This is a genomic window from Clostridium sp. CTA-17, from assembly GCF_054767895.1.
Map to the genome: position 1 here is coordinate 379,212 of NZ_BAAABF010000001.1, position 24,544 is coordinate 403,755.

Annotated in this window: 27 protein-coding genes; 25 read left to right on the forward strand and 2 right to left on the reverse strand. The window is 29.4% G+C overall.

Features of this window, described 5'->3' with window-relative positions; all coding sequences use genetic code 11:
- The first annotated feature begins 364 nt into the window (after positions 1-364).
- From ACYUCG_RS01610 to ACYUCG_RS01620, 3 genes are read left to right on the forward strand one after another with little or no spacing between them, the layout of a single operon-like run.
- Complete coding sequence (locus ACYUCG_RS01610) at positions 365-553, forward strand: hypothetical protein (RefSeq protein ID WP_460267923.1); 189 nt, start codon at positions 365-367, stop codon at positions 551-553.
- 54 nt (positions 554-607) lie between these two features.
- Entirely contained in the window at positions 608-1,423 is an 816-nt protein-coding gene (locus ACYUCG_RS01615; protein ID WP_460267924.1) for an ABC transporter ATP-binding protein, read from the forward strand.
- Positions 1,420-3,069, forward strand: coding sequence for an ABC transporter permease (locus tag ACYUCG_RS01620; RefSeq protein WP_131439363.1), 1,650 nt, complete (start codon positions 1,420-1,422; stop codon positions 3,067-3,069). The genes ACYUCG_RS01615 and ACYUCG_RS01620 overlap by 4 nt, the downstream gene beginning before the upstream one ends.
- A 153-nt stretch (positions 3,070-3,222) precedes the next feature.
- Here ACYUCG_RS01620 and ACYUCG_RS01625 read toward each other — a convergent pair whose 3' ends face one another.
- Positions 3,223-4,008 (reverse strand): LysM peptidoglycan-binding domain-containing protein, encoded by a 786-nt coding sequence (locus ACYUCG_RS01625; protein ID WP_003455797.1) that lies wholly within the window; start codon positions 4,006-4,008, stop codon positions 3,223-3,225.
- A gap of 322 nt (positions 4,009-4,330) precedes the next feature.
- Entirely contained in the window at positions 4,331-4,882 is a 552-nt protein-coding gene (locus tag ACYUCG_RS01630) for a class I SAM-dependent methyltransferase (protein ID WP_087327774.1), read from the reverse strand.
- 319 nt (positions 4,883-5,201) lie between these two features.
- On the opposite strand from ACYUCG_RS01630, the gene ACYUCG_RS01635 reads away from it, so the two are divergent.
- From ACYUCG_RS01635 to ACYUCG_RS01740, 22 genes are all read left to right on the forward strand, one after another.
- Positions 5,202-5,852: an NUDIX hydrolase gene (locus ACYUCG_RS01635; protein WP_131335765.1), complete on the forward strand. Its 651-nt coding sequence runs from the start codon at positions 5,202-5,204 to the stop codon at positions 5,850-5,852.
- A 90-nt stretch (positions 5,853-5,942) separates the two neighbouring features.
- Positions 5,943-6,362, forward strand: coding sequence for a DUF5412 family protein (locus ACYUCG_RS01640; protein ID WP_003453893.1), 420 nt, complete (start codon positions 5,943-5,945; stop codon positions 6,360-6,362).
- A gap of 367 nt (positions 6,363-6,729) precedes the next feature.
- The gene (locus ACYUCG_RS01645) at positions 6,730-7,356 is read left to right on the forward strand and encodes a DedA family protein (protein WP_011590422.1); all 627 of its coding nucleotides are present in this window, start codon (positions 6,730-6,732) and stop codon (positions 7,354-7,356) included.
- Between the two features lie 267 nt (positions 7,357-7,623).
- Positions 7,624-8,754: a 1-propanol dehydrogenase PduQ gene (locus ACYUCG_RS01650; protein WP_003455712.1), complete on the forward strand. Its 1,131-nt coding sequence runs from the start codon at positions 7,624-7,626 to the stop codon at positions 8,752-8,754.
- Between the two features lie 353 nt (positions 8,755-9,107).
- Complete coding sequence (gene eutS / locus ACYUCG_RS01655; protein WP_003453843.1) at positions 9,108-9,458, forward strand: ethanolamine utilization microcompartment protein EutS; 351 nt, start codon at positions 9,108-9,110, stop codon at positions 9,456-9,458.
- A 3-nt stretch (positions 9,459-9,461) separates the two neighbouring features.
- Complete coding sequence (locus ACYUCG_RS01660; protein ID WP_049039831.1) at positions 9,462-9,896, forward strand: EutP/PduV family microcompartment system protein; 435 nt, start codon at positions 9,462-9,464, stop codon at positions 9,894-9,896.
- Between the two features lie 17 nt (positions 9,897-9,913).
- Positions 9,914-10,489, forward strand: a complete 576-nt coding sequence (locus ACYUCG_RS01665) for an ANTAR domain-containing response regulator (RefSeq protein ID WP_003453802.1) — start codon at positions 9,914-9,916, stop codon at positions 10,487-10,489.
- Positions 10,490-10,492: 3 nt separating this feature from the next.
- Positions 10,493-11,920: a sensor histidine kinase gene (locus ACYUCG_RS01670; protein WP_003455831.1), complete on the forward strand. Its 1,428-nt coding sequence runs from the start codon at positions 10,493-10,495 to the stop codon at positions 11,918-11,920.
- 209 nt (positions 11,921-12,129) lie between these two features.
- Complete coding sequence (gene eutA / locus ACYUCG_RS01675; RefSeq protein WP_049039830.1) at positions 12,130-13,563, forward strand: ethanolamine ammonia-lyase reactivating factor EutA; 1,434 nt, start codon at positions 12,130-12,132, stop codon at positions 13,561-13,563.
- Positions 13,564-13,581: 18 nt separating this feature from the next.
- The gene (locus ACYUCG_RS01680) at positions 13,582-14,949 is read left to right on the forward strand and encodes an ethanolamine ammonia-lyase subunit EutB (protein WP_003454054.1); all 1,368 of its coding nucleotides are present in this window, start codon (positions 13,582-13,584) and stop codon (positions 14,947-14,949) included.
- 16 nt (positions 14,950-14,965) lie between these two features.
- Complete coding sequence (gene eutC / locus ACYUCG_RS01685) at positions 14,966-15,853, forward strand: ethanolamine ammonia-lyase subunit EutC (RefSeq protein ID WP_003454028.1); 888 nt, start codon at positions 14,966-14,968, stop codon at positions 15,851-15,853.
- 21 nt (positions 15,854-15,874) lie between these two features.
- Positions 15,875-16,528 (forward strand): ethanolamine utilization microcompartment protein EutL, encoded by a 654-nt coding sequence (gene eutL, locus ACYUCG_RS01690; protein ID WP_003461990.1) that lies wholly within the window; start codon positions 15,875-15,877, stop codon positions 16,526-16,528.
- Positions 16,529-16,540: 12 nt separating this feature from the next.
- Positions 16,541-17,326, forward strand: coding sequence for a BMC domain-containing protein (locus ACYUCG_RS01695; protein ID WP_460267925.1), 786 nt, complete (start codon positions 16,541-16,543; stop codon positions 17,324-17,326).
- The gene (locus tag ACYUCG_RS01700) at positions 17,326-18,804 is read left to right on the forward strand and encodes an acetaldehyde dehydrogenase (acetylating) (protein ID WP_003480637.1); all 1,479 of its coding nucleotides are present in this window, start codon (positions 17,326-17,328) and stop codon (positions 18,802-18,804) included. The genes ACYUCG_RS01695 and ACYUCG_RS01700 overlap by 1 nt, the downstream gene beginning before the upstream one ends.
- A 354-nt stretch (positions 18,805-19,158) precedes the next feature.
- On the forward strand, positions 19,159-19,449 hold the full coding sequence (gene eutM, locus ACYUCG_RS01705; protein WP_003453976.1) for an ethanolamine utilization microcompartment protein EutM: 291 nt from the start codon (positions 19,159-19,161) through the stop codon (positions 19,447-19,449).
- A gap of 77 nt (positions 19,450-19,526) precedes the next feature.
- Positions 19,527-20,303 (forward strand): ethanolamine utilization cobalamin adenosyltransferase, encoded by a 777-nt coding sequence (locus ACYUCG_RS01710; RefSeq protein ID WP_011590427.1) that lies wholly within the window; start codon positions 19,527-19,529, stop codon positions 20,301-20,303.
- A gap of 9 nt (positions 20,304-20,312) precedes the next feature.
- A complete protein-coding gene (eutD, locus tag ACYUCG_RS01715; protein WP_003454092.1) occupies positions 20,313-20,948 on the forward strand; it encodes an ethanolamine utilization phosphate acetyltransferase EutD in 636 nt (211 codons plus the stop codon).
- A 207-nt stretch (positions 20,949-21,155) separates the two neighbouring features.
- Entirely contained in the window at positions 21,156-21,914 is a 759-nt protein-coding gene (locus ACYUCG_RS01720) for a TIGR02536 family ethanolamine utilization protein (RefSeq protein WP_034823761.1), read from the forward strand.
- 146 nt (positions 21,915-22,060) lie between these two features.
- Positions 22,061-22,333 (forward strand): EutN/CcmL family microcompartment protein, encoded by a 273-nt coding sequence (locus ACYUCG_RS01725; protein ID WP_003453956.1) that lies wholly within the window; start codon positions 22,061-22,063, stop codon positions 22,331-22,333.
- 1 nt (position 22,334) lies between these two features.
- Positions 22,335-22,889, forward strand: coding sequence for an ethanolamine utilization microcompartment shell protein (locus tag ACYUCG_RS01730; protein WP_003477263.1), 555 nt, complete (start codon positions 22,335-22,337; stop codon positions 22,887-22,889).
- A 50-nt stretch (positions 22,890-22,939) separates the two neighbouring features.
- Complete coding sequence (eutH, locus tag ACYUCG_RS01735) at positions 22,940-24,037, forward strand: ethanolamine utilization protein EutH (protein WP_003454016.1); 1,098 nt, start codon at positions 22,940-22,942, stop codon at positions 24,035-24,037.
- 2 nt (positions 24,038-24,039) lie between these two features.
- Positions 24,040-24,513 (forward strand): cupin domain-containing protein, encoded by a 474-nt coding sequence (locus ACYUCG_RS01740; protein WP_003453912.1) that lies wholly within the window; start codon positions 24,040-24,042, stop codon positions 24,511-24,513.
- Positions 24,514-24,544: the final 31 nt, after the last annotated feature.

Consider the following 24,544-nt stretch of genomic DNA (forward strand, 5'->3'; position numbering starts at 1 on the left):
ATAAAATAATAAATTGAAAAATCAACCAACTAAATTGTTAGATAAATCATATCATAAGTTAAAGTACAATTCAATATATAGTATTAAAAAACTTATTAGAAGATAACTATAAGTTTATATATTACTAAAATTTGTAAATAATTTAATGTAATATTAATATTGTGTGAATAAGAATGGTAGTGTAAAATAATGCTATAATGTAAAATTTTACTTGAAAAGTTATTTGTTTGATAGGGTTTTGGTGTATTTAAATAGGCCTTGAAATCGAAAAAGAATTTTAAAATTTCTTTTAAAAAACTTCATTAATAAATTACTTAATAGGTTTGGTTTTACGTTAAATAATCTTAGAAAAGAGGATAAGAAGATGAAAAATATTGATAATTACACAAGTAACAAAGAGGCTAGAAATAAGATTCTTAAAGAATCTTCTGAATTTGTTACAGATGGAATGAGAAAGTTACAAGAACAAGAGGATGAGAAGAAAAGAGAAGAAGGTATAAAAGAAACTTCTGAAAAGTTAGCTAACTATATGAGAGAGCTAGAAGAAAAATAATTTTTAAATAAGGTGGATAATTAGTAAGGGTTTTAGGGACAAAAATTAAAAAAAATGGGGGAATTATTAGTGGCTTTAGAAAATTCTAATGAGTTAATTATAAAAATAAGAGATTTGAAGATGAATTTTGGAACAAAAGAGGTTTTAAAAGGAATAAATTTAGATATACATAAGGGAGAAATAATAGGCTATATTGGAACAAATGGTGCTGGAAAAAGTACAACAGTTAAAATAATGTTAGGAATTATAAGTGGATATACAGGAACAGTTGAAATTTTTGGAGAAAATATTTTAAAGAGTGATGGAAGTTATAAAAGGAAGATAGGGTACGTTCCAGAAATGGCAGACATATATGATACTTTAACTGCTAAGGAATATTTAACTTTTATGGGACAATTATATGGTATGGAATATAAAGATGTTTTATATAAAAGTAAGCAGCTTATGAAGATATTAGGCATAGAAGATGTTTATAATTCAAGAATTTCAAGCTTTTCTAAGGGAATGAGACAGAAAGTTCTTTTAATATCAAGTCTTATACATAATCCAGATATATTATTTTTAGATGAACCTTTAAATGGCTTAGATGCAAATAGCGTTATGGTTATAAAAGAAATCTTATCTGAGCTAGCTAAAAATGGGAAAACCATATTCTATTCATCACATATAATTGATGTTGTTGAGAAAATAAGTCATAGAATAATTCTTTTAAACAATGGAGTAGTTGCTGCTGATGGTAGTTTTGAAGAGCTTAAGAAAAATTCTAATGAAGAATCCTTAGAAGAAATATTTAATGACTTAACTGGTTTTAATGATCATAAAAGATTAGCAGAGGAATTTACTGCACTTATAAAGGAGTGTAGTTTATGAAAAAGGATAAATCTTTAGTTGTAGTTCATAGATTAAGAGGATTTTATGAAAAGCTTGGTGTTGATTATGAAATGATGAGATTAATATTAGAGACTAAGCTTACAATGGACAGAAGAAGAGAGCCTACAATAACTATGAATAATAAAAGTAGTGATGAGAAAGATAATAGTTTTGGCAAGGCATTAATTCTTTATGGAGTAATGGGAACATTTATGTCTATTCTTATAATTATTAAGCATAATATAATGCTTCAAATGGCTGTTTATTTTGGATTTTTTATGTTTGTAATAGGTACTAGTTTTATAGCTGATTTTGCTTATGTTCTTTTAGATGTTAGGGATAAAAATCTACTTGGAATTACTGGTGTAAGTTCTAAAACTATAAATGCAGCTAAAATTACTAATATTTTGATTTATATGACAAAGCTAAGTTTAGCTTATGGGGGAGTAGGAATACTTGTTTCTTTAAGGTATGGGATATTATTTACTCTTGTTTTTATAATTGAGATTATACTTATTAATTTATTCATGATACTTATAACAGCATTTATTTATTATTTAGTTCTTAAGTTTTTTAATGGAGAAAAGCTTAAAGACATAATAAATGTAGTTCAAATAGTTCTTACTGTTGGAATAATGGTTATGTATCAACTTGTAGGAAGACTCTTTGATATTTTAGATGTAGGTAGTAGATTTACTATAACAAGTTGGTGGCAAGGATTTATAGCTCCTTTATGGTTTGCTGCACCTCTTGAAATAATAGAAAGTGGAGTAATAGATAAGACATTAATAATATTTACAGTGTTAGCAGTTTTAGCACCAATATTATCAATACTTATTTATTTTAAAATAGCTAAAAAGTTTGAAGATTACATTCAAAAGTTAAATGATAATACTTATAAAGGTAAAGATAGAATTCCATTTTCCTTTAGGATTGGAAATTTGGTGTGTAGAAGTAGTACTGAGAAAAGTTTCTTTAATTTTACTGTAAATATAATAAAAAGTGAGAGAAACTTTAAGTTAAAAACATATCCCAATATAGCTATGTCTTTAGTTTTCCCTTTCATATTCTTATTTAACTTTATTAGAAGTTATGAAAGTTTTGCAGATTGGAAAAATCATATGGCTAATTCAAATGAGTTTTTCACTTTGTATATATGTATATTTATGTTGACTCCTGTAATCCTTATGGTTAAATATTCAGATCAGTTTAAAGCCTCTTGGATTTATAAAGCTGTTCCTATAGATGATATGGCTTCAATATTTAAAGGGGTATATAAAGGTGTGTTTTATAAAATGATTCTTCCTGTATATATAGTATTGGCTTTAGTATATTTATGGGTATTTGGACTAAGGATTATTCCTCAAATTATAGCTATATTATTTGTAATAATTATTCTAAACCTAATAACAGTTAAGTTGATGGATAAACATCTTCCATTTTCAGTAAGCTTTAAAGATGGCGAAAAGATGGATGATTTAGGAATAACCTTATTTATTTTTATGCTAAGTGCAATATTGGGAGTAGTTCATTATATAATTAATAGACTTAATTATGGAGTATATATCTTTATCCTTATAGAGTTAATATTAATAGGAATTTTATGGACAATAATAAGTAAGAGCAAATATCATAAAATTAATTAAATAAAAACAAATTAGAGTTTAATAGTTATAGAATATATAAGCTAGAGTTAAATAAAATTAACCTTAACTTTATATATAAAAATAAATTTAAAAATCTTAACCTTATTTTTAAGAAGGTTAAGATTTTTATTATATATTTAAGTGGTAAGATATTTAAATATTAGGTAAGAATATATCTTCACCTAATGGAAGAATATCATTTTTAAATGGGTTTATATCCATAAGGAAATCTATAACTACCTCATGATTATATTTAGGGTAGTGTTTTCTAGCTATGCTATACCAAGTATCCCCTTCTTTTACAGAGTATTTTTTCCCATCTTGAAAAGCGTTAACAGGAACTAATACTGTATCCCCTGATTCTAGTGATGAAGTATTGCTTATTTGATTGAGAGATTTTATAATATTCAAACTAGAATTAACAGTACAAGTATCCTTAAACTTTTTAGCCACGTCACTTAATTTTTCATCATCTTTAAGAGTATATTTTTCTGTTTCTAAATCTTTCAAGTAAGAAGAGTAGCTTATTGTATTTTTACTTTCTGATTTAGAGTTTTCAGATTTGTTTTTATCATTATTTAATGTTTCTTTTGAATTAGTATTTTTATCAGAAGTATTTTTTTTGTTTTCATTAGTAGAATTATTTGATTTATCATTAGCAGATTTATTTTCTGAACTATTAGAAGTTTTTTCTGATTTCTTTTCATCAGTATTGTTTTTATTTTCTTCCTTCTTTTCGTCAGTTTCTTTTAATCTTTCACTTAAGTCATCTTGTGAGTTTTTATCTTTATTCTCAGAGGAGGTATCTTCAGTAACAGTAACCTCTTGAGAAACGGATTTAGATTTCATTAATGTAGAAACCGTTGAATATGTAAAATAACCTAATAAAGCTACACATGTCAATGATCCTACAAGTACTAAAATATTTTTTTTATTCATTTAATAGCCCTCCTAATATGAATTTATACTGAGATTATTGACAGCTATAAGAAAAATATACATAAAAAAGAATCTTAAAAAATATTAAATATTATTTCTAAGATTCTTTATAATCAATAAATTTAAGAGGGGGAGAAATATTATATTTAAAGTTTTCATCTTTATTATGGATAAAAATAACTATTTTTTTGAAAAAAGCTTGATTTGGTCTAAAATTAGAATTATAATGTAAACGTATTAAGATATTGGTTTATATATGTATAGATTTAGTTATATAATTTATTTTTAGCCTTCCAGAGCGGTTAAAGGAAGGCTCTTTTTTTTATCTTTCTCCTATTAGACAAATAAGTTCATTTGAAAGTAATACCTCTTCAATAGGAGAAAAGGCAGCTTCTTTCATATCTAATATAATAGAATCCTTACTTAAGGCCCCTTTATGCATACCTTCTTTCCAATCTGCAATGAAAATTTTCCCCTCTTCTTTTAATACTCTATAAGCATCTTTTAAAAGCTCCTTAGGAGATAATAACTCATGGTGAAGGTTTATCATTACTATTAAGTCAATAGAGTTATCTTTTAATGGAATATGAGTTTCTTGCATCTTTCCGATTTTTAATCTATCACCATAATAGTCTTGAAGATTTATATCCATATAGTTTAGAAACTCATCTGAAATATCAAGGGCATACAAGGTACAATTAGGAATCTTCTCTAAAAATGCACGTGAAAATAGGCCAGTGCCTGCTCCCACATCAGCAATTTTTGGACAATCATTTAAGTCTAAAATTTTTAAAAGTTCTCTTAAATCTATTAAGTTTAATCTTTCTGGATTATTAAGTTTTTCTAAGTTATCAGGATTAAATTTTTCACTCATAATGTTTATACCTTTCTTATAAGATTTATATACTTTATATTATTATCAAAGTAGTTAAATCTTATTATTTATAATATTATATAAAATAAAATTTATATATTTTAATGTAAACATTAAAATAATATTGTGATTTTATCATATTATGATAAAATAATTGAAGTTAGATTAATAGAGTTAATTTTATAGTTAAGTTTATTAGAAGTTTCTTAAACCAATAAATAAAATAACAAAACTCAATGTAATAAAAATAAATTTAATTTTATAATATTGATAATAAGTATTGAAAATACATTAGTGGTATTAAGAGGTGAATTATATTATGAATAATATTGAGAATATAAAAGATATCTTTAGAGATTATAGAATAGGAATAAATGGGGAAGAGGACATGAAAAGATGTTCCGTTTTAATCCCCGTTGTAAATATAGATGGGGAAGATAATATTATTTTTGAAATAAGAAACAATAAATTAAATAGTAATCCAGGAGAAATATGTTTCCCAGGTGGTGCCATAGAAGAGGGAGAGACTCCTAAAGAAGCTGCTTTAAGAGAATGCTTTGAGGAAATTGGTTTAGGAGAAGAAAATTTGGAAATAATAAGCCAATTAGATTTTTATGTTTCACCTAATAACATATTAATTTATCCTTTTTTAGGAGTTCAAAAAAATAAAAAAGAAGATATAAAAAATCTCATTTCAATTAACAAAGAAGAAGTATCTCATATATTATTAGTTCCTTTAAAATATTTATTAAATTATGAACCTGAAATTACCTACAGCAAAATTATAAATATGCCAAAGGAGGATTTTCCTTTTCATAATATAATCGGTGGTAAAGATTATAAATTTAGAGATGGAAGATACAAAGTTATGTTTTATAAATATAATAATTTTGTGATTTGGGGAATGACAGCTAGAATATTAGAAAATTTCTTAAATGTATATAAGGAGCATTATAATAAAAATATTTAATATAGTAATTTAAAAATAAACTAAAACTTGTATTAAAACAGGTTTGTGTTAAATTTTATAAATATATAGACATTTTAAAGGAGCGATTAAGTGGACCAAAGAAGTTTAGAGAAAAAGTGTAAGTTCAATAAAAGGGTTATTCTATTTACATTTTTACTTACAATTGCTACATTAATAGCAATTTGGATTTCTACATTTAAGTATTATTACAATGAAATTAAATGCAATAATGTTACTATGGAGAAATTACCCATAGGAAGCTTTCAAGAAGAGTATAAATCTCCAAACAAAAAATATACTATTAATTCTTATATATGTAGTTCTGGAGGAGTACCTGATTGGGCCGTAAGATGTGAAGTGGTTAATAATATGAGTGGAGAAGTAAGAAATATATATTGGGATTATAAGATAAAATTAATTGATGTAAAATGGATTAATGATAATATAGTCTCAATAAATGGACATAAAATAGATGTTAAAAATGAGGTTTATGATTGGAGAAAAATATAACTAAAATAAAAAAGACAAATACTTTTAGTATTTGTCTTTTTTAATCACATTCAATAATACGTAAATAACACAAAAGTGCATTAAAAATGAAAAAATAATTGCTTTTATCGATGATAAAGTAAGAAAAGAGGGTTTCATCGATAAAACCTTTACATTAATTATAATACAATGTTTTTAAAAATGCAAGAAAATGTTTTCAAAAATAAGAAACTTTTTAGTAATAAATTAAAAAGAATAATTTGTTATTATTATTTATGTAGTATGATCATAAATAATAACTTAAAAAATATTGATTATTTATATGTAAAAATACATATTTAAGAATTAGTTTATAAATTAATACAACAGATGGGAAGGAAAATAGTTTATGGGGTTTTTAGAGAGCTTTGTTAGCTTTATAGTTTATTTGGCTAGCACTTGTGGATACGTAGGAATATTTATATTAAACATGCTTGAATATGCTTGTTTGCCATTTCCAAGTGAAATTGTATTACCTGCAATAGGTGCTAGTGTAGCAAGTGGTAAATATAGCATGATATATGCTTTGCCAATATCCGTTATAGGAGGCGTAGTTGGCACCCTAATAAGCTATTCAGTGGGAATGTATGCAGGAAAAAAAGTAATTTCATTTGCTAAGAGAAAGCATAAAAAAAGTAAATCTATATTTGAAAAAATAGATAGGTTATTTTCTAGGTATGGCAAAATAACAGTTTTCCTAGCTAGATTATTACCATTTACAAGAACATATATATCACTTTTTGCAGGAGCTGAGAAGGTTAATAAAATTATGTTTGTTATATTTTCAGCTTTAGGTATAACAATAATGGATAGTTTCTATCTTCTATTAGGATATTTTGCATATGATAATAAATCATTTATAGAAAAAGCTTTAAGACATTATTCAATAGGATTAATAATTATAATAGTAATAGCTATTTTTTCATATTATATTTATAAAAATCTAAAATTAAAGAAACTTAAAAAAGAGAATTAAGTTTTATTGACAAGTTTTTTTAAAAAGAGTATATTAAAAATAACACGATGTGGTGTTTAGAGAGCAAAGAAGCTCCATAGGAAATCCCTATGGAGCTTCTTATTTTTTTATAAGTATATTTTTGGAAATAGCCAATTTTTATTTATAATTAAAAATTCACCTTAATTATATTAAACAAGAAAGATCAACAAAAAAACTACCCGTAAACTAAAAATATACTTATAAATAAGCTCTTACCCATAATTAATAAAAAGAGGGGAGCTAAAAATGAAAAGGTTTAAGATTAAGACAGAAATACTTTTTGGAGAAGGAGCCTTAGATTACCTAAAGGAACTTAAGAATAAAAAAGTTTTTATAGTAACAGATCCTTTTATGGTTAAGTCAGGGACTATAGAAAAATTAACTAATAACCTTACATCATCTGAGGTTTTTGTATTTAGTGAAATAGTTCCAGATCCACCTATTGAGTTAGTTGTAAGTGGAATAGAAATGCTTAAAGATTTTAATCCTGATGTTGTTATTGCTTTAGGGGGAGGGTCTGCTATAGATGCAACTAAGGCAATAATAGATTTTTCTAAAAAATTAGTTAAATTAAATGATATTAAGTTTATAGCTATACCAACAACAAGTGGTACAGGCTCAGAGGTAACTTCATTTTCCGTAATAACAGATAAGCAAAAAGGAGTTAAATATCCTTTAGTATCAGATGAATTATTACCAGACATAGCAATTTTAGATCCAGAACTTGTTAAAACAGTTCCAAATTTTATAACTGCTGATACAGGAATGGATGTACTTACTCATGCATTAGAAGCATATGTTTCTAAAAATGCAACAGACTTTTCAGATGCTTTAGCTGAAAAAGCAGCTACTTTAGTTTTTAAATATTTATTAAAAGCTTATGAAAATGGAAATGATATAGAAGCTAGAGAAAAAATGCATAATGCCTCATGTTTAGCTGGTTTAGCCTTTAATGAGGCTTCTTTAGGAGTAAACCATGGTATTGCCCATGTTTTAGGAGGAAAATTCCATGTTCCTCATGGAAGAACTAACTCAATATTATTACCACATGTAATAGAATATAATGCAAACATAACAAGCTATAATTCTAAGGAATTTAGTGAAGCTGCAGAAAAATATGCTAAAATAGCTAAAATGGTTGGATTACAAGGATCAAATACTAGAGGATTAGTAAAAAATCTTATAAATGAAATTAAAAAGATGCAAAAGGCAATGAATATGCCTACAACTTTAAGAGAGTGTAAAGTTAATTGTGATGAACTAAAGAGTTTAGAAAATGAAATAGCTCAATTAGCATTAAAGGATGCATGTACAGAAAGTAATCCAAGAGTGCCAGATGAAAATGATATAATATCTATTTTAAACAAAATTAAATAGTTTTTTTATAAGCTTCAAAATAGGATTGATATGCTTAGAAATTATCCTTTTTTGGAGCTTATTTTAGATAGGCATAGATATATACTTAATAAAGAATCAGGTAAAAGACAATAAATTTATTAATATGACAAAATAATATGAAAAATATGTGAATATATTGACAAAGGGCCTATTAAAATTTATAATAAAGATATCACAAAGGTGTGATTAAGTTTTCGAGCAATGTAGCTTCTTAAAGGTATTTCATTTACTTAAAGATAGGAATGAAACTTTAAGGAGCTTTTTTATTAAATAGTTATGAAAAGGATTTAACTAGTCAATAATTTAACGTGGGAAAGTAAGGTGAGAAGCATATGGGAGAAGAGTCAAAACAGAGAATTATACAAGAATATGTACCAGGGAAACAAGTTACACTTGCTCATATAATAGCAAATCCTAATGAGGACATATATAAAAAATTAGGTCTTATAGTGGATAAAAAGGATGCCATAGGAATATTAACTATAACACCAAGTGAAGCCTCTATTATTGCGGCAGATGTTGCTACAAAGGCTTCAGGAGTTTCATTAGGTTTTATAGATAGATTTAGTGGATCTTTAGTAGTAACTGGTGATATAAGTTCCGTTGAGTCAGCCTTAAATGAAGTTTTAGATGTTTTAGGTAACATTTTAAATTTCTCATCAACTAAGATCACGAGGACTTAATATATGGGAAGAGTAATATTTATGGGTAAGACAGGATGTGGAAAAACAACCTTATGTCAAGCCTTAAACAATCTAGAAATAAAATATAAGAAAACTCAAGCCATAGAACTTTATGATAATGCCATAGATACTCCAGGAGAATATATGGAAAACAGGGGATACTATACTGCTTTAATAGTTACAGCAGCAGATGCTGATATTATAGCTTTAGTCTATGATTGTACCTCAGAGGAAAATTATATTGCTCCAGGGTTTGCAAGTATATTTTGCAAAGAAGTTATAGGTATTATCACAAAGATAAATCTAGCTAAGGACAAGTCAGAAATAGAAGTAGCAGAAGAGAGATTAAATTTAGCTGGAGTAAGTAAAATATTTAAAGTTGATACAGTAGATGATGTAGGAATTAAAGAGTTATTTAATTATCTAAACAAATTTTAATTTGAGGTGAACTGTTAATGAAAAGAACTATAGTAATAGTCGATGATGAGCCTATTACAAGAATGGATACAAGAGAAATTTTAGAGGCTAATGGATACGATGTTGTAGGAGAGGCTTCTGATGGTTTTGAAGCAATTGAAGTTTGTAAGAAATATAATCCTAGCTTAGTTTTAATGGACATAGATATGCCTTTATTAGATGGAATAAAAGCTAGTAAGGTATTAACTAAGGAAAAATTAGTTGGGGGCGTAATATTATTAACAGCATTTGAAGACAAAAAGTATATTGAAATGGCTAAAGAAGTAGGAGCCTTTGGATATATGATTAAGCCTGTAAATGAGAAGGTATTTATTCCTACTGTAGAAATGTGCTTATCAAAGGCAGAAGAATTTGATGAACTAAAAAAAGATTATGATAAAATAAACAATAAATTAAATGATAGAAAGTTAATAGAGAAGGCAAAAGGAATACTTGTTAAGCAATTAAACTCAAATGAGAATGATGCTTATAACAGAATAAGAAAATTAAGTATGGATAGAAGAACTACCATGGCTGAAATAGCAAAAATAATAATTGTTGGTTATGAGGGATAATTAATGATTGGAACACTATGTAAAGAATATACTCTTTTAAGTGAAGAGGAGATAAATAAAATAAGAGAAGTTTCAAAATCTCTACAGATTATGGCTGACTTTTATGAAAGTGATGCATTTATAGATGTTTTAGATAAAGAGGGAAACTTTGCTATTGTGGTAGAGCATGCTATTCCGAAAGATAAGCCTTCATTATATAAAGAAAAAGTAGTTGGAAAAAAAGCTTTAAAGGAAAATGAGCCAGGTGTTATAGAAACATTAAAAAATGGAACAGTTAATAAGGATATAAAAGCACTGACTCAAGAAAATAAGTTTGTAAAACAAAGAATACATCCAATTCTTAATGAAGAAAAGGTTGTAGGAGTTGTTATAGTAGAAAAAGATATTAGTAATGAGCTTGAAAGTGATTTCAAAATTGACATAAGTTCTGCAAATGAAAGTTCAGAATCAAAAGGTTTTTTAAATCTTTTAAGAGAAGGTACTTTAATAACAAATAATCTTCATGATGGAATACTTGTTTTTGATAAAAAAGGAAAGCTTGTTATAAAAAATACTAAAGCAGATAATATATATAGTAGTTTAGGATATAAAAGTATAGACTATGGAGATGATTTTAATAAATTGTCTTTAGATAATTCCAAGTTTGAAGATCTTTCAAATGTTATTGGAGAAAAGAGTGACTTAAAACAAATAATAGAGGTTCAAGTGAAAAATTCTTATTTTGAATTAAGTAGAACCTTTATAGATAAAGAAAATTTAAGAATAATTGAGATAATAAAGGACATAAGTGATGTTAAAAATAAAGAGGCTGAGTTAGTTTTAAAATCAGTGGCACTAAGAGAAGCTCATCATAGGGTTAAAAATAGTTTGCAAACAGCAGCCGCATTACTTAGAAGTCAAAGTAGAAGATGCAAAAGTGAAGAGGCTAAGGAATATTTACAGGAAAGTGTAAACAGAATACTTGCCATTGCTACTACTCACGATTTATTATCTAAATCTCAAGGAAATAATATTAAGGTTAGAGATGCACTTGAGGTACTAACAGAAAACATAAAGAAAAGTTGGTATGGATCTAACATAAACATCTATATAACAGGAAATAATTTTTATATAGATGGAGAAAAGCTAACTGGATTACTCTTAATAATGAATGAACTTATACAAAATTGTTTTGATCATGCATTTATTAATAAAGATGAAGGTACAATACAGATTCTAATACAAAGTGATGGAGAAGATAAAGCCATAGCTGTTGTGGATGATGGATGTGGATTTGACTTAGGTTTGATTAACAATAATAATTTAGGATTATTCATAGTTAATAGTTACATAAAGGATCAGCTAAAAGGAAGTATGAATATAACTTCTAACAAAGAAGGAACCAAGGTACTATTAAATTTTAAAATTGAAGAAAATGAAGAATTTAAATAACTATGAACTGCGAAGTAGTGGTTTGAATTGAGCAATGAGGCTTAAGGTTATAGAAAATAAAACTTAGATTTTTAAATCAGGTTTATTTCTGTAGCTTTAAGCCTTTTTAGTTCTTTAAAATAATTATTTAAGTTAAGGAATTTAATTATATAAGTTGATATGAAAAATAACAGCTTATGAATTTTAAAAAATATTAAGGGGGTGAAAGGATGAGAGAGGAACTTTTAAGTGTTGGAATAGATATAGGCACAAGTACAACTCAGCTTATATTTTCTAAGTTAATAGTTGAAAATGAAGCATCAGCTTTTACCGTTCCAAGAATAAGCATTGTAGATAAGGAAATTATCTATAGAAGTGATGTTTACTTTACACCACTTATTTCAAATACTGAAATAGATGGAAGAAAAATAAAAGAAATTATTGAAGAAGAATATAAAAAGGCTGGAATAAATAAGGATGATATTCAAACAGGTGCTGTAATAATAACAGGAGAGACAGCTAGAAAAGAAAATGCAAACGATGTATTACACACATTGAGTGGATTTGCTGGAGACTTTGTTGTGGCAACAGCTGGACCAGATTTAGAAAGTATAATAGCTGGAAAGGGTGCTGGAGCACATATTTATTCTAAGGAACACTCAACCAGTGTTGTAAATATGGACATTGGAGGAGGTACAAGTAACCTTGCACTTTTTTTAAGAGGTGAAGTTAAGGAGACTGGCTGTCTAGATGTAGGTGGAAGACTTATAAAGATTAATCCAAATACAAGAGAGATAATATATATTTCACCTAAAATAGAAAAAATAATAAAAGAAAAGAATTTAGGTCTAGAAATAGGAACTAAGGCAACCGTAGAAAACATTAAACCAGTAGTCAATATGATGGTTGCTTGGTTAGAGGAAAGTGTTGGTTTAAGACCTAAGGATGAATACTTTGATTACATAGTAACTAATAAAAGTATAGCTTTAGAAAATGAGATAAAATGCATTTCCTTCTCAGGAGGAGTTGCAGATTATATATATTATGAGGGAGAAATCCAAGATTATTTTAAGTATGGAGATATAGGAATAATACTAGGACAAGCTATTAAAAATTCAGATTTATGCAAGAAGCTTAAAGTAGTAAGATCTATTGAAACCATAAGAGCAACTGTTGTGGGAGCAGGCTCTCATACAACAGAAATAAGTGGAAGTACAATTACTTACACAAAGGATAGCTTCCCAATAAAAAATTTACCAATACTAAAGCTTAGTTTAGAAGATGAAAGTCAAGGTTCTTATGAATTAGAAACAGCTCTTAAGAAAAAAATAGAATGGTTCAGGTTAGAAAATGACTTTCAAAAGATAGCAATAGCTATTAATGGTAAAAAGAATCCATCCTTTAAAGAGATACAGGAGTATGCAAAAGGTCTTGTAAATGGAATGAAGGATTTGATTGAGAAAGAGGGACAACTAATAGTAGTTGTTGAAAATGATATGGCTAAGGTTTTAGGACAAGCAATATATTCCTTACTTAATTTCCAAAAAGAAATTATATGTATTGATGGTATTAAGGTTGAAAATGGAGATTACATAGACCTTGGAACACCAATTGCAGATGGGAAAGTATTACCTGTTGTTATAAAAACATTAGTTTTCAACTAGTTGGAAGGAGGATAAGAAATGATTTTAAAAACAAAATTATTTGGAAAAGTCTATGCTTTCAAATCTTTAAATGAGGTTATGGCTAAGGCAAACGAAGAGAAATCAGGAGATAGATTAGCTGGATTAGCAGCAGAGTCTTCAGAAGAAAGAGTAGCAGCAAAGGTTGTATTATCAAATATAACTTTAGAGGATTTAAGAAATAACCCAGCAGTTCCTTATGAAATAGATGAGGTAACTAGAATAATTCAAGATGATGTAAATGAAAAAATATATAGTGAGATAAAACATTGGACAGTATCTGAATTTAGAGAGTGGATATTAGATGAAAATACAACAGGTGCTGATATAAGAAGAATTTCAAGAGGTTTAACTTCTGAAATGGTAGCAGCTGTAGCAAAATTAATGTCTAATATGGACTTAATATATGGAGCAAGAAAGATAAAGGTAACAGCTCACTGTAACACAACAATAGGTGAAAAAGGAACTTTATCAGCAAGACTTCAACCAAACCATCCAACAGATGATCCAGATGGAATAATGGCTTCATTATTAGAAGGATTAACTTTTGGTGTTGGAGATGCAGTTTTAGGATTAAACCCAGTTGATGACTCTGTTGAGAGTGTTACTAAAGTATTAAAGAGATTTGATGAAATAAAAAGAAAATTTAAAATACCAACTCAAACTTGTGTACTAGCTCACGTAACAACTCAAATGGAAGCTATAAGACAAGGGGCGCCTACAGACCTAATATTCCAATCAATAGCAGGTTCTGAAAAGGGAAATGAAGCTTTTGGATTTAATGCAGCAACTATAGAAGAAGCTAGACAATTAGCTTTAAAACAAGGGACGGCTACAGGACCAAATGTAATGTACTTTGAAACAGGACAAGGTTCAGAGCTTTCATCAGATGCTCACCATGGAGTTGACCAAGTAACTATGGAAGCTAGATGTTATGGATTCGCTAAGAGATTCCAACCATTCTTAGTTAACACAGTTGTTGGATTCATAGGACCAGAGTATTTATATGATTCAAAACAAGTTATAAGAGCAGGTCTTGAAGACCACTTCATGGGTAAATTAACAGGAATACCAATGGGATGTGATGCATGTTATACAAACCACATGAAAGCAGATCAAAATGATATAGAAAACTTAGCTGTATTATTAACAACAGCAGGATGTACTTATTTCATGGGAATTCCACATGGAGATGACGTAATGCTTAACTATCAAACTACAGGATACCATGAAACAGCAGCTTTAAGAGAAATGTTTGGATTAACAGCTATTAAAGAGTTCCAAGATTGGTTAGTTGAAATGGGATTCGTAGATGAAAATGGAAAGCTTACTAAAAAAGCAGGAGATGCATCTGTACTTTTAGGATAGGAGGGAGAAGAGAGTTATGAACGAAAAAGATTTAAAACTAATGGTTGAGCAATTAGTTAGCCAAATGGTTGGACAAGTTGATATGCAATCAGTAGAAAAAGTGGTTAAGGAAGTTTCAAAAAATCAATCTCAAGTGGAAAGTGATGAGTTTATACCAGATATTACAGAGATAGATATAAAGAAACAACTTTTAGTTGATAATCCAGCTGATAGAGAAGCTTACTTAGAAATGAAAGCTAAAACTCCAGCTAGATTAGGATCAGGAAGAGCAGGAGCTAGATATAAAACTATAACAGCTTTAAGAATGAGAGCTGACCATGCTGCTGCACAAGACTCAGTATTCTCAGATGTTTCAGAGGAATTCATAAAGAAAAATAATTTTATACCTGTGAAAACTATGTGTACTGATAAAGATGAATATGTAACTCGTCCAGACCTTGGAAGAAGATTTTCGCCAGAAACAACAGAGATCATAAAAGAAAAATGTGATAAAAATCCTAAGGTTCAAATAATGGTTGGAGATGGTTTAAGTTCAGCTGCAATAGAAGCTAACGTAGAAGATATTCTTCCTTCAATAGAGCAAGGATTAAAAATGTATGGTTTAAATGTTGGACCTATATTATTTGTTAAATATTGTAGAGTTCCAGCTATGGATGCTGTAGGAGAAGCAACTGGAGCAGATGTTGTTTGCTTACTAGTTGGAGAAAGACCAGGTCTTGTAACTGCTGAGTCAATGTCAGCATATATAGCATATAAACCAAAGGTTGGAATGCCAGAAGCTAAAAGAACTGTTATATCAAACATTCATAAAGGTGGAACAACTGCCGTTGAAGCAGGAGCTCACATTGCAGAGTTAATAAAAACAATGTTAGATAAAAAAGCTTCAGGAATAGATCTTAAATAATAAGTTTGGAGGGAATTAAGCATGAAAAATGATTTAATACGTCCTAATGTTTTAAGCGTTAAGATAATATCAAATGTTAGTCCAGAAATGGCTAAAAAATTAGAATTAGAACCACATCACAAGAGTTTAGGATTAATCACAGCAGACTGTGATGATGTAACTTATACAGCTTTAGATGAGGCTACAAAGGCAGCAGAAGTAGATGTAGTTTATGCTAGATCAATGTATGCTGGAGCTGGAAATGCTTCAACAAAATTAGCTGGAGAAGTAATTGGTATCTTAGCTGGACCAAGTCCTGCTGAAGTTAGAAGTGGATTAAATGCTACTTTAGATTTCATTGATAGTGGAGTTGGATTTGTAAGTGCAAATGAAGATGATTCAATTTGTTACTATGCTCAATGTGTATCAAGAACTGGATCATATCTTTCAAAAACAGCAGGAATAAGAGAAGGTGAAGCTTTAGCTTACTTAGTAGCTCCTCCATTAGAAGCAATGTATGCTTTAGATGCAGCATTAAAGGCTGCAGATGTTGAAATGTGTGAATTCTTTGCACCTCCAACAGAAACAAACTTTGCAGGAGCCTTACTTACAGGATCACAATCAGCATGTAAAGCAGCATGTGATGCCTTTGCAGAGGCAGTACAATCAGTAGCTAGTAATCCATTAGGATTCTAATAGGCTAAAGATATGGGAAAAGCTTTAGGATTAATAGAATTTATAGGATATGTACCAGCCATATGTGCTGCAGATACAGCCTTAAAAGCTGCAAGTGTTGATTTGATTGGAATAGAAAAGGTTACTGGAGGAATTGTAACTGTAAAAATTACAGGAGATGTAGATGCTGTACAAGCTGCAGTGGAATCTGCTGAAAATTATGCAAGTAGAATTGGAAGTTTAAGAAGTGCTCATGTAATTCCAAGACTTGATGATGAGGTAGAGAATCTTTTAATAAATAGTAAAAGTTCAGAAGAAGAAATAGAAGAAAAAATTCAAGAGTTGGAAGAAGATATTAAAGAGGTTTGTGAAGAGATAAGAGAGGAAATTACAGAAACTATTATAGAGGAAACAGAATCTAAAGAAGAAAGCCTACAAGAAGATGTTGTTGAATATGTTAAAAATGTTAATGATGAAGTAGAAGAAATTTCTGAAAAAATAGAAGGTGAATCTCACTTAGATGAAATAGAAGTTTTTGAAATCTCTCAAAATAAAGAAAGCTCAAAAGAATCTTTAGAAGAAGTTATTATAAAACCTGAACTGATAGAAGATAAGGAAGAATATTCAGAGGATAAGACCACAGAGAATAAAGAATCTGATTCTATAGATATAAAAGAAATATCTAAAATGAGTGTTAAGGAATTAAGAAAGAAAATAAAATCCTTAAATATCAACATAACTTCTAATAAGCTTAAGTCTCTAAAGAAGAAAGATTTAGTAGATATATTACTAAAATATAATGAAGAAGGTGACAGTTAATGGAGTTTTTAGATAAAGACTTAGTTTCCATACAGGAAACTAGGGGGCTTATAAGAAAGGCTAAAGAAGCTCAAAGCAAGTTAGCCCGTATGAGTCAACAAGACATAGATAGAATAGTTAAAGCTATATCTGATGCTGCTTATGAAAATTCTGAAAAACTTGCTAAGATGGCAAATGAGGAAACAGGATTTGGTAAATGGGAAGATAAAGTATTAAAAAATGTTTTTGCTGCAAGAACAGTTTATGAATCAATAAAGGATACAAAAACTGTTGGAATAGTAGAGGAAAATGTTGAGAAAAGATCATTTAAAATTATGGTGCCAGTAGGAGTAGTTGCAGGACTTATACCATCAACAAATCCAACTTCAACAGCAATCTACAAAGCTATGATTTCAATAAAAGCTAGAAATGCAATTGTTTTATCACCACATCCAAGTGCAAAAAAATGTATTATTGAAACAGCTAAGATAATAGCTAAGGCTGCTGAGAGAGCAGGGTGCCCAGAAGGAGCTATAGGATGCATTACAGTACCTTCAATAGAAGGAACTAATGAACTTATGAAGAATAAAGATACTTCATTAATCCTAGCAACAGGTGGAGAAGCAATGGTTAGAGCTGCTTATTCATCAGGAACACCAGCTATAGGTGTTGGACCAGGAAATGGACCAGCCTTCATAGATAAGAGTGCAGATGTTAAGTTAGCAGTTAAGAGAATATTAGATTCTAAAACTTTTGATAATGGAACAATATGTGCTTCAGAACAATCAATAGTAGTTGAAAAAGCTATGGAAGATGAAGTTGTTAGAGAATTAAAAGAACAAGGAGCTTACTTCTTAACTGAAGAACAAGCAAATCAACTATCTAAATTTGTAATGAGAGCAAATGGAACTATGAACCCACAAATAGTTGGAAAAACTCCTCAAGACATAGCTAAATTAGCTGGTTTAGAAGGAATTCCATCTTGGGCAAGAGTTTTAATTCCAAGAGAGTGCCATGTTGGACATAAGTATCCATTCTCAAGAGAAAAGTTAACAACTATTTTAACTTTCTTTGTAGAAGAGAATGTAGATGCTGTATTAAATAGATGTAGAGAAATATTACTAAATGAAGGAGCTGGACATACATTCTGTATGCATGCAAATAATGAGGAGCTTGTTAAGAGATTCGCATTAGAAATGCCAGTTTCAAGAATGGTAGTAAATTCACCAGGAGCTCTTGGTGGAATAGGAGCTACAATCAACTTAGTACCTGCCTTAACATTAGGATGCGGTGCAGTTGGAGGAAGTTCTACATCACATAACATAGGACCATTAGATTTAATGAATACAAGAAATGTAGCTTATGGAGTTAGAGAACTTGAAGATATTAGAGAGTTAGCTGTAGGAGCTACAAAGGAAGTTGCTGCAAGTTTAGACTTAGGTGACAAGGAAGAATTAATAAACTTATTAGTTAAGAAGATTATTGAGGAACTTAAGTAAGTTTTAAGATAATTGGATTCTAATATAAATTAAAAACTTATTTAATATTAAATATAATTTTCATTACATAAAAATGAAAAGATGTAAAAAGGCTTAATATGTTTTAGTCTTAGGAAAATTACTCTTAGGACTAAGATTATATTAAAAGTCTAAAGGCAGGTTCTTTAGGCTAATAGATAAATATAAAATTTTTAAATAATTCAAATTAAAAAGATGTAAAAATACATTAATACTAAGATTTTGGAGTTAAAAGCTCTATGTGAAATTTTAACTAAAAAGGTTTAAAATTAAATTAAAGACAAATTAAAGTCTAAATTAAAAAATTAAGAAGGATATTTTGAGGAGGAATTTGTTATGGCAAACGCAAACGCATTAGGAATGATCGAAACTAGAGGATTAGTAGGAGCAATAGAAGCTGCTGACGCAATGGTTAAGGCTGCAAATGTTCAATTAGTAGGAAAAGAACAAGTTGGTGGAGGATTAGTAACTGTTATGGTTAGAGGAGATGTTGGAGCTGTTAAAGCTGCTACTGACGCTGGAGCTGCTGCTGCTGAAAGAGTTGGAGATTTAATATCAGTACATGTAATCCCAAGACCACACTTTGAAGTGGATGCTATATTACCAAAGGCACCAAAAGCTGAATAATAAAAAGTTGTAATTAGGGGTTGCATAAAGAGTCTTTTATGCACTCCTTTTATACATCTAATAGGGGATGTGATAAAATGGCTGTTTTGACAGAAGGTGAGGTAAGAAAAAGATTAAGTAGAGAAGACCTAAAAGCTCTAAAAGAATTTAAGGTTGTAAAGGGAGAAATAATAACTCCATCTGCAAAGTCTTATTTAGCTGAACATAATATAAATTTAGTTTATGTTAATTCTGAAGAAGAAAAATTAAATAAAGAAACAGAACCTAAAGAGATAATAAGAGAAGTCGTTAGGGAAAAAGAATACAAGTATGAAACTGTTTTTGGAGCTAAGTTAGATGAAAAGCCAGAGCATATGACTCATCTAACAGGCAATCTTCTTGTATTTAAAGATCATAAGAGAATAATATTCAGAGGTAAGATAGATTCTCTTGAAGCAAGAATTGTTGAAACACAAGTTCTTTGTCATAAACAAGGAATGAATAAACTTGTAGAAGACCTTCAAGAAATACTAAATCTTATAGGAAGAATATTGAGATGTGAGGTTTTAAGTGAGCCTTTAGAAGATTTTTCTCTTCAAGGAATGACAGAAAAGGATCTTAGAGAAAAATCACATAACCCTAAAAAATACTTTGGTATAGGACATGAAATGCCAACTTATGAAATGGGTGAAATAGTGGCTGCACTAAATATTTTAAGAACTTTAACTAGAGAAACAGAGCTTTCAGCTTATGAAGCTTTTAAAGGTGAATATGGACAAGTTGAGAGAGAAGATTTAATTAGAGCTTTAAATAGACTATCCTCAGTATTTTGGATTATGATCTTTAAAGTTAGAACAGGAAAGTACGAGAAATAGGAGGAAGCTATGGACAATCTATTACAGGACATTATAGAGGAAGTAGTCAGAAGAGTTAAGGATGAAGCTTTTATAGAAGTTGAAGCTTCAGGTAGACATGTTCATTTAACTAGGGAGCATATAGACATATTATTTGGAGAAGGACATGAGCTTACTAGAATAAAAGATTTATCTCAACCAGGTCAGTATGCTTGTAAAGAAAGAGTTACTATATCAGGGCCTAGAGGTAAGATAGATAATGTTGTGGTTTTAGGACCACCTAGAAATGAAACTCAAGTGGAAGTTTCATTTACAGATGCTCTAGTACTAGGATCTATACCTCCGGTTAAATTAAGTGGAGATTTAGAGAATACTCCAGAAATAACAATTTCAACAGAGAGAGCTTCTATAGCCTTAAATAGAGGGCTAATGGTTGCTAAAAGACATATACACATGACACCAGAGGATGCAATAAAATTTGGTGTTAGTAACAATGAAAGCGTAAAAGTTAAGGTTTTAGGGAAAAGACCTTTAATATTTGATGATGTAATTGTAAGAGTTAGCAAAGATTACAGAACATTTATGCATATTGATTATGATGAAGCAAATGCCTGCGGATTTTCAAAGGGAACTTTTGCCTTAATTGTTGGAAAAGATGAAAAATAATAATTTAAGATATTAAGCTTATACATTAAGTTAGAAGTTAATTATGCTTTAGAAAGCTTTATACTAATTTAATGATATAGAAGTTTTAAAGAGTTATCTTAATTTAGTATATTAAGCTTTTGTAAAGGATTATATAGTTTAACTACCTAAAATATTATAAGCATTTAAATAAGATTTTAGGTAATGTAAGTGAGAGCAAGCCTCTAAATGAAAGGGGGTAAGGATAATATGGACTATGAAAAGTTAGTTGAATTTTTAGTAGATGAAATATACAAGAGAATTCAAGAGGAAAATAGTAAAAGCAATTCTTTAGAAAAGAGAAAATCCATTGTTGTAATTGGAGAGAGTAATGTAAGTTTCTACAGAGAAGCCTTAAAAGGATTTGATATTAATCCATTAACATCAGAATGCAAAGATTGCGACATATTACTTATATCAAAGCTTTGTATTAAGGGACTTAGCAACATAGCTCAAGGAACATGTACAACAAAGGCAGAAAATTTTGCTTTAGAAATGCTTTTAAAAGGTAAGAAAGTTTATATTCTTGAGGATGGTATTGAGTATAGAAAATACAAAAATACGGCTCCAAAAGTTTTATACAATAAATATATTAAGTTTGAGGAAGAGCTTATAGCCTATGGCATAGAGGTTATAGATGATTTAAATAGGATTTCAATAGAAAGCAAGGATGAAAAAGTTTCTTTTAGTGGAATTAAAGAAGAAATAAGTAAAAATCTTTGTTTATGCAGTGAAAATAAGGTTGAAGGAAAAAAGGACTTAGATACTACTGCTATTGCAGATGAGTTCACAATAAATCTTTCAAATAAGAAATTAGTATCAGAAAGTGATCTAAGAAAGCCTCACATAAATGGAGTAAGAACCTTAATAGTTGATAAAAAAGCTATAATTACTCCCTTAGCAAAGGATTATATTCGCATAAATAATTTAAATGTTGTGCTTTCTTAGAGTAGCTTAACTCTTTAAAATATGGATGATTTTTGTTTATGAAGCTAATTAAACTTAAGAATCATCCATATTTAAAATAAACAACCTTTAAAAAGGTTTAAAGTATTTAGGGAAAGTGGCAATAAGAGGATTGGGAGTGAATTATTATGGAAATAGGAAGAGTAGTAGGAAATGTGTGGGCAACTAGAAAAGACGAAAAACTAAATGGACAAAAGTTTTTAATAGTTAAGCTTCTTGTAAGTAAAGATAAGGAAAAAGAGGGCTTGTTTGTAGCCGCTGATAATGCTGGTGCTGGAATTGGAGATATTGTTCTTATAACTAAGGGTGGTGCTGCAAGACAATCAATTGGAAATAGAGAAGTTCCTATAGATGCTGCCATAGTAGGTATTGTAGATTCTATAGATATTGAAGAGGATTAATATGAAAAAAAGTATAGGAGCTTTAGAATTTAGAAGTATCAGCAAAGGAATTGAGGTTTCAAATGAGGTTGTAAAAAAAGCTTTTGTAGAAGTTTCTTACCTTAAAAGTATTTGTCCTGGAAAATTCTTTTTAATTGTTAATGGAGATGCTGGAGAGGTGAAGGAAGCCATAGAATTTGGAGAAAAACTTGGAGAGAAATATTTAGTTGGAAGCTTTATTATAAACTCTATTCACCATGACATAATAAATGCTCTTAAGGGAAAATATTCTCAAAAAAACATAGAGGATAAAGCAATTGGAATAATGGAAACGGGAAAGGTTTCTTCCGGTATATTAGCCCTAGATAAAACATTAAAAAGCAGTGAAGTTAATTTAGTTAAGCTTCAACTGGCTTTTGGAATTGGTGGAAAGCTTGTATATATAGTCTCAGGAGATTTAAGTAGTGTAGAAAATGGAATGAGAGAAGGACAAGCTATTTTACAAGAAAAGGACATTATAAATGTTTCTATAATTCCTTTTGTACATAGTGAGATAGCAAAAAATTTAATTAAATAAATTTATAAAAAATAATTAAGTCCATATTTTGAGAATAAGGGGGAAGAGAAATGTCTATCAATGAAATTATCGTTTATATTATGGTTGCATGTATGGCTTTAGGAGCTATAGACAAATGCCTAGGAAACAAATTTGGAATAGGTGAACAATTTGAAGAAGGTATAATGGCAATGGGTTCTCTAGCTTTAGCTATGGTTGGAGTTATATGCTTAGCACCAGTACTTGCTTCTGTTTTAGGACCAATAGTAACACCTGTATTTAATGCTTTAGGAGCGGACCCAGCAATGTTTGCAGGTTCAATACTTGCAAATGATATGGGGGGAGCACCACTTGCAGCTAGCTTAGCACAAGATCCACAAGCAGGAATGTTTAGTGGTTTAATCATAGGAGCTATGATGGGAGCTACTATAGTATTTACAATTCCAGTATCTTTAGGAATTATAGAAAAGAAAGACCATAAATTCTTAGCAACAGGAATTTTAGCAGGAATAATAACTATACCAGTAGGAGCTTTTGTTGGAGGATTAGTAGCAGGATTCCCAGCAATGATGGTTCTTAAAAACTTAGTTCCAATAATAATATTTGCAATTTTAATAGCTATAGGCTTAGCCTTTGCAGAAGAAGCTATGATAAAAGGATTTAATATTTTTGGTAAGATAGTTGTTATAATTATAACTTTAGCTTTAGCAGCTGCTATTATAGAAGCTTTAACAGGCTTTGTTATAATACCTGGTATGGCACCAATAACAGATGGAATTGAAATAGTTGGAAGTATAGCTATAGTTTTAGCTGGAGCATTCCCACTAGTTTATATAATCACTAAAGTATTTAAAAAACCTTTAATGGGACTTGGAAAAATATTAGGAATGAATGAAATAGCTGCAGCTGGTATGATTGCTAGTTTAGCAAACAATATCCCAATGTTTGGAATGTTAAAAGACATGGATGACAGAGGAAAAATAATAAACGTTGCCTTTGCAGTATCAGCTTCTTTCGTATTAGGAGACCACTTAGGATTTACAGCTGGTTTTAATCCAGAAATGATATTCCCTATGATAGTTGCTAAATTAGTTGGAGGAATCACAGCAGTTATTCTTGCAATGTTCATAGCAAAGAAAACTTTAGGAAAAATAGAGGAGGCTAAATAATTATGGAAAACATAAGTAAGGAATTATTAGAAAAACTAGTAAGACAAATAATTGAAGAAAAGCTTGCTGGAGCAGGTAATAATGATTCAGTTGACTTTATAAGAAATAAAGACAAAAGTGGAATAATGTCAATTAAGCTTCCAACAGTTAAGGTTGATGAATCCAATAGATTAGATACTGGAAACCCAAGAGATGTAGTTTATACTAAGGATTTATTTACATTAGAAGAAAGTCCAAGACTAGGCGCTGGAATAATGGAAATGAAAGAAACTACTTTTGATTGGACTTTAAACTATGATGAAATTGATTATGTTATAGAAGGTCATTTAGACATAATAATAGATGGAAGAAAGATTTCAGCAGATGCTGGTGAAATTATTTTAATACCTAAAGGATCAAAGATTCAATTCTCAGTTCCAGATTATGCTAGATTCATTTATGTAACTTATCCAGCAGATTGGGCAAGCCAAGCGTAATAATTATTATAAAATAAGATTGAAGTATAAA

What these genes read in the sequence shown, in the direction of transcription:
- ACYUCG_RS01610 (WP_460267923.1), top strand. Translation starts at nt 365, where the DNA reads ATGAAAAATATTGATAATTACACAAGTAACAAAGAGGCTAGAAATAAG.
- ACYUCG_RS01615 (WP_460267924.1), top strand. Translation starts at nt 608, where the DNA reads ATGGGGGAATTATTAGTGGCTTTAGAAAATTCTAATGAGTTAATTATA.
- ACYUCG_RS01620 (WP_131439363.1), top strand. Translation starts at nt 1,420, where the DNA reads ATGAAAAAGGATAAATCTTTAGTTGTAGTTCATAGATTAAGAGGATTT.
- ACYUCG_RS01625 (WP_003455797.1), bottom strand. Translation starts at nt 4,008, where the DNA reads ATGAATAAAAAAAATATTTTAGTACTTGTAGGATCATTGACATGTGTA.
- ACYUCG_RS01630 (WP_087327774.1), bottom strand. Translation starts at nt 4,882, where the DNA reads ATGAGTGAAAAATTTAATCCTGATAACTTAGAAAAACTTAATAATCCA.
- ACYUCG_RS01635 (WP_131335765.1), top strand. Translation starts at nt 5,202, where the DNA reads ATGAATAATATTGAGAATATAAAAGATATCTTTAGAGATTATAGAATA.
- ACYUCG_RS01645 (WP_011590422.1), top strand. Translation starts at nt 6,730, where the DNA reads ATGGGGTTTTTAGAGAGCTTTGTTAGCTTTATAGTTTATTTGGCTAGC.
- ACYUCG_RS01650 (WP_003455712.1), top strand. Translation starts at nt 7,624, where the DNA reads ATGAAAAGGTTTAAGATTAAGACAGAAATACTTTTTGGAGAAGGAGCC.
- eutS (WP_003453843.1), top strand. Translation starts at nt 9,108, where the DNA reads ATGGGAGAAGAGTCAAAACAGAGAATTATACAAGAATATGTACCAGGG.
- ACYUCG_RS01660 (WP_049039831.1), top strand. Translation starts at nt 9,462, where the DNA reads ATGGGAAGAGTAATATTTATGGGTAAGACAGGATGTGGAAAAACAACC.
- ACYUCG_RS01665 (WP_003453802.1), top strand. Translation starts at nt 9,914, where the DNA reads ATGAAAAGAACTATAGTAATAGTCGATGATGAGCCTATTACAAGAATG.
- ACYUCG_RS01670 (WP_003455831.1), top strand. Translation starts at nt 10,493, where the DNA reads ATGATTGGAACACTATGTAAAGAATATACTCTTTTAAGTGAAGAGGAG.
- eutA (WP_049039830.1), top strand. Translation starts at nt 12,130, where the DNA reads ATGAGAGAGGAACTTTTAAGTGTTGGAATAGATATAGGCACAAGTACA.
- ACYUCG_RS01680 (WP_003454054.1), top strand. Translation starts at nt 13,582, where the DNA reads ATGATTTTAAAAACAAAATTATTTGGAAAAGTCTATGCTTTCAAATCT.
- eutC (WP_003454028.1), top strand. Translation starts at nt 14,966, where the DNA reads ATGAACGAAAAAGATTTAAAACTAATGGTTGAGCAATTAGTTAGCCAA.
- eutL (WP_003461990.1), top strand. Translation starts at nt 15,875, where the DNA reads ATGAAAAATGATTTAATACGTCCTAATGTTTTAAGCGTTAAGATAATA.
- ACYUCG_RS01695 (WP_460267925.1), top strand. Translation starts at nt 16,541, where the DNA reads ATGGGAAAAGCTTTAGGATTAATAGAATTTATAGGATATGTACCAGCC.
- ACYUCG_RS01700 (WP_003480637.1), top strand. Translation starts at nt 17,326, where the DNA reads ATGGAGTTTTTAGATAAAGACTTAGTTTCCATACAGGAAACTAGGGGG.
- eutM (WP_003453976.1), top strand. Translation starts at nt 19,159, where the DNA reads ATGGCAAACGCAAACGCATTAGGAATGATCGAAACTAGAGGATTAGTA.
- ACYUCG_RS01710 (WP_011590427.1), top strand. Translation starts at nt 19,527, where the DNA reads ATGGCTGTTTTGACAGAAGGTGAGGTAAGAAAAAGATTAAGTAGAGAA.
- eutD (WP_003454092.1), top strand. Translation starts at nt 20,313, where the DNA reads ATGGACAATCTATTACAGGACATTATAGAGGAAGTAGTCAGAAGAGTT.
- ACYUCG_RS01720 (WP_034823761.1), top strand. Translation starts at nt 21,156, where the DNA reads ATGAAAGGGGGTAAGGATAATATGGACTATGAAAAGTTAGTTGAATTT.
- ACYUCG_RS01725 (WP_003453956.1), top strand. Translation starts at nt 22,061, where the DNA reads ATGGAAATAGGAAGAGTAGTAGGAAATGTGTGGGCAACTAGAAAAGAC.
- ACYUCG_RS01730 (WP_003477263.1), top strand. Translation starts at nt 22,335, where the DNA reads ATGAAAAAAAGTATAGGAGCTTTAGAATTTAGAAGTATCAGCAAAGGA.
- eutH (WP_003454016.1), top strand. Translation starts at nt 22,940, where the DNA reads ATGTCTATCAATGAAATTATCGTTTATATTATGGTTGCATGTATGGCT.
- ACYUCG_RS01740 (WP_003453912.1), top strand. Translation starts at nt 24,040, where the DNA reads ATGGAAAACATAAGTAAGGAATTATTAGAAAAACTAGTAAGACAAATA.